We start from the raw sequence: 5,136 nt of genomic DNA, 5'->3' as shown, positions 1-5,136 counted from the left end.
CACTTGTGATTCCCCAGTTTGACTATTTAAAACAGTAATTTGGTTTTTATATTTCCGTACTTGATACACAGTTAATCCATGAGATTGAAGAGTAGTACCCAGATGAGTTAATCCTCGATCAGAAGAACAAACTAAAACTTCCTTTGCCGTGGGATAATTGACAAAAATAGAAGCACCTACAGTTGCCATTTTCAAATCGGCACTATCTTTACCAGGAGGAACATGAATTAGTTGATAACCACGTTGATGAAATTCTTCATCTTTTTTTCCCATACTGCGCCAATTAGCAAAAGCAACCTTAATTTGAATCGGATAATTGCAGATATCTACAAGAATTTTTTCTGTTTCAATATCAAGGTGTAAATTTTCTACATCTAACAACAAAATTGCTATGCCAGACTCGACTAACTTAGTTCCATTTGTAGAGAAATCAGGAATCAGAGAATTAGTAATTTTGTCTGATGAAATGATATTTTTTTCTGGATAAATGAATTTATCTATCTGAGAAATTAAAGGGTTATATTGATCGGAATTAATAAACTCGGGAGTCAGAAGAATTTGAAGATAATTTATGACTTTAAGTTGTAAATTCTCCTTTGTTTCAGCACAAGAAAGCCCTTTTGTCAACTTATTAATCAAAGTAGATTGATTCTTGGAAGAATGCCAAGGAATATTCCTGTACTTTGCATTTATCCATTCTGGATGTTGTTGTTGAATAGAAACAATCGTTTGGTAAATATAATTACTGATGGCCTTAATAGCAGCAGCATTATTGGTCATCAGCAAACCAGAATTATCTGACATAGCCCATAAGCGATTAATGGTTACTCAATTTTAGATGATTCACCGAAAAATTGTGATTTAAAGCCTCCATTTTTAAGGGGATAATAAAGAAAAATTTTCATGATTAGTCAATCCTATCCGTTTTCAAGGAGAGGTAATTATTAATTAGGGTTTGCGGAAAAAGTCTTTTTGCCCTCGACAGGGAGTAGGGAGTAGGGAGTAGGGAGTAGTGAAAACTCAAGAGGAATCAGAGGTTGTAGAAGACGTACAAAGGAAAAATTATCCCAGGCCCAAGTATACCCAATTCTTACCCAAATACTCAATTTTTGAGCATTCTTAGGGGAAAATAGGGGTACTTTTTCACGACCTAAAAAGCCTAAAACCAATATCAGTAAAGACTTTTATATTTAATCAGCAGAGCAATAATTATTAATTAGGGTTTGCTGAAAAAGTCTTATGGGTAAGGGTAGGAGACAACCCACCCCTAACCCCTCCCAGGAGGGCTATGCTTTATAAACATCTTTCTTAACATAAAACTTGACAAAACAAACAAGTTATGTATAAGCCTCTCTAAGGCTTTTTTGGGAGAAAAGTGTATTGAAAAATACATTTTTTTGAGAACTGCAGACAGGATTTTTCCTCCCCATCCCCCCATCACCCCATCACCCCATCACCCCATCTACAGGGTTTCAGGAGTTCCTTATAAGGGATAGCCCAGGAGGGGAAGGTAGGAGACAGGAGACAGGAGGAACGGGGAATTTAGAGCAGGTAGGAGTAAGAATTGTCCCAAGATTTTTCTGCCTAACTATGCGCCTAAAATACTAACTTTTTGAGTATTTTAGACTGAAATAGGCACACTTTTTTTGAACAAAAAAAAGGCTAAAGTCTTTATATGTCAATGCTTTTAGATTTAATCAGCAAGCCCTAATAATTATTAATTATTAATTATTAATTATTAATTATTAATTATTGAACCTACTCCCTAAAAAAAACTAACCATGAATATCTCCATTAGGCATTACAGCACCCTGCATTTGAGCGCCACTTAAATTAGCTGTACTTAATTCAACCCTAGTTAAGATTGAGTCATTCAAACTAGAATTACGGAAATTTGCTTTTGCTAGATAAGCATCAGTTAAATCTGCTTTGGTGAGATTGGCCTGGGTTAAATTCGCTCGACTCAGATCGGCCCTCACCAGATTTACTTGAGTTAGATTTGCTTTAATTAACTCAGCTTTACCCAATTTTACGTCTGCCATGATTGCCCCTCTTAAGTTCGCTTCATTCAATCGTGTATCCATTAGTCCTGCTCTTTCAACTTTGGCATTAATTAAACTTGCCCCAGATAAGTTAACTCCTGCCAAATTAGATTCTGTTAAAAATGCCCCGTCCAAAATTGCTTGAGCTAAGTTTGCTTTTGCTAATTTAGCTCCTCTGAGTAAAACTTCACTTAAGTTTGCTCCTCTTAAATCAGCTTTAGTTAAATCTGCCCCAGTCAAATCAACACCACGCAAATCAGCTCCACGCAAATTTACTCCTCTTAGGTTAGCTATTGCATAAGCTCGCTTTTCATGGCGGAGATTTGCTCCACGCATATAAGCACCACGTAAGTCAGCACCCTGTAGATTAACTCCTCGCATATCTGCCCCACTCAGATTAGCATCAATTAAAGTTGCTAATTCTAGATTGGCCTGCCGAAAGTCTGCATTCTGTAAGTTTGCGCCATGAAGATCGACATCGGCCATTTTAACAGATTGCAAATTGGCTTGAGTTAGATATGCACCACTGAGTCTGGCAGTAATTAGATTAGCGCGTTGTAGATTAACTCGGTTAAGGAAGGCTAATACAAAGTCTGCTCCCTGAAGATCTGCTCCAGAGAAATTTGCACCAATTAAATCTGCTCTATTTAACTGTACGCCTTTAAGATTGATGCCATGAAAATCAGTATCTCCTGCTGCATATCTTCTCAGAATTTCACCACTACTCATTATAATTTTCCTTTCGTTGTTTAAAATTTTAATTTGAAGGAAGAAGATTAGTTGTAGAAGTCAAAAGTTAAAAGTCAAAAGTTAGAAGTGATATTTTAGGTATTTAAAGCCTCTACTCTATAGTAATTTCAGCTCATTATTTGACTTCATCAGTTACAACTATTGCCCTAACTTATTTGCGTAGTGCTATATCAAAAACTTAAAGCTTAGATAAAGCAACATTTTTCTTTCTTACTTCTTACTTCTTACTTCTTACTTATTACTTATTACTTCTTCCTTATTACTTCTTCCTTATTCCTTCTTCTTTCTGCTAATAAAAAAAATTTAGCATTCAATTGTTTGTGTCCAAGCAACTGATTTATCTCCTAATTTTCTACCATGAATTTTAACATTTTTCAAATATTCTGATTTTAAACTAGCGATTTTTTGTTGTACTAATGAAGTTACTATCTCTTGATTTGGGATTCGGTCTGATTCTAGGATAAGATGTAGCCAACCATTTCTTCTACCAGCTATTACTTTAATTTCTTGTTGCTGAAGTAATTGACTAATTATTAATGCTACTGCTTTTGGATTACCTTGGGTTGCTAACTCTAGAACTTTTTGTTGATTCTCATCAACATTTTCTTTTTTTTGTTCTTGTTCTGTGGCGTTTGTATTACTAAAATTACTGGAGTTAAGTTTTTTTCTTTCTTCTATTTCTAATTGTTTGAGGATTTCCTTAAATTTTATGGATTTATTTTGTATGTTATTAATTAAATTTTCTAAAGCTGTATATTTAAATAATAAACGTTGTTCTTCTGGCTCAAATTGTAAAAGGTGATTTAGAGTTTCTTCTAAGGAAATAAATTGTCTTTCTACAGTATCCATTACAGTATCTACTCTCTGATTTACTAATGTAGAAATTTCATGCTCTATTTCTAACTTTTGTTTGATTGAATTTAAGATATTTTTTCTTTCTATAGAATCTGTTTGTTCCTGACCTTGACTGACTATTGTTGGTGCAATAGTAATAGAAGGTACTATTTGTTGTGGCTCAATCGAATCGGTATTATTTTTGAATTCCTGCTGATTATCACTTTGGTAATTTTTTTCTGCTTTAGAATTTATCAATGAACCTGTAGATGATGATTTTTGAGTGAAATTTTCATCTTTACTACTGGTAATTTCATCTTTCTGAAAAGCACTGTCACTTTTTGCATCGCTGATTTTTTGTTCTGAATCTTCAACCTGTGCCTTACTATTGTTAGGTACCATTATTTCTGCTGAATAACAAGTACTTAAAGCATTGATAATTACATTGGCTACTTGAGTATATTCATCTGGATCTTCAAAATTATTAGCAGTACTATATAAAGAAGATTCTAAATCTGTAATAGATAGGCATAAACTAAATATTTGCCTGAGTAAACCGTCTAAGTTTTTTGTTTTCAACAATAACCAATCTCTTTCCCCAAAACTAAATTGATGTTCTACGATTGAAAAAATCAGAATTTTTGTCTTTAATGGATTAGTACCTTCCATGATTTTTTGCCGGACATCAAACAATTTTCCCGGGTCTCTTTCATAATATTCTTCTACTACTAATTTCTCTTTAGTAATAGTTTGCTCCCCTGAATCTCCCTGCAACTCCCAAATAGGGCTAGATTCCATAATTGTCATGTCTTCTTGTTCAGGATATAGTTTACCTACACTGTCAATAATTTTCTGTGCTAATAAACCATATTCTGTTTTTTTATTAACTTTAGAAACTATTCTAGATAAGCGATGATCTAAGATTTCTATATTTCCGGTTTTTTGATATAATTCTTCTATTAATTCTTTCAAATTAATTTCTTCTAATTTTGCTTCATCATTTTCCCATCTGCCCTCACAGGCACAATAAATTACTTTCTTTATTCTGATTAAATCGGCATCTTGTTTGAGTTCATTAACTACTGTATCTATCATTGAAAATGATTCCATACCTTTATATCCCTCCTGAATAATCTGCAATTTTTTTTCTAAGTCTAAGTCATTGAAAAATTAAAATGATTTACTGATAATAGTCAGCTCTGAAACATCAGTTTGAGCAAAAAAACATACTCAAATTGCTGTTTATCAAAAATAGAATTTTATTCGATAACTCAAGATGCTGTGTTTGATTTAGCTCTAGTCATCGATAACAATCAGACCATTATAAATTATATAGTAGTCCTATTTGAGTTATGCAGAAAATATCTGGAAATTAGATAACAGGGGTCATTTCAGTTATCAGTTATCAGTTAGCCTCCGATCGGAGGAACTGCGTTAACAGTTATCAGTACCTCTGCAATAAGCAGGGTTGAAATATAGAATATGCTCTTTTTTTCTCACCTTAAAATGG

Annotated in this window: 3 protein-coding genes; all 3 read right to left on the bottom strand. The window is 33.5% G+C overall.

Annotated features, from left to right (window positions below; all coding sequences use genetic code 11):
* The coding region (locus F6K54_RS39900) for an NYN domain-containing protein (RefSeq protein WP_366558382.1) at nucleotides 1-804 on the bottom strand (804 nt) is incomplete at its 3' end.
* Between the two features lie 971 nt (nucleotides 805-1,775).
* Nucleotides 1,776-2,771, bottom strand: coding sequence for a pentapeptide repeat-containing protein (locus F6K54_RS39895; protein ID WP_293089869.1), 996 nt, complete (start codon nucleotides 2,769-2,771; stop codon nucleotides 1,776-1,778).
* Nucleotides 2,772-3,095: 324 nt separating this feature from the next.
* Entirely contained in the window at nucleotides 3,096-4,736 is a 1,641-nt protein-coding gene (locus tag F6K54_RS39890) for a hypothetical protein (protein ID WP_293089867.1), read from the bottom strand.
* Nucleotides 4,737-5,136: the final 400 nt, after the last annotated feature.

Source organism: Okeania sp. SIO3B5 (assembly GCF_010692555.1).
GTDB lineage: Bacteria > Cyanobacteriota > Cyanobacteriia > Cyanobacteriales > Microcoleaceae > Okeania.
Note: the sequence above shows the minus strand (reverse complement) of the source record. Positions and strands in the feature narration are given on the sequence as shown.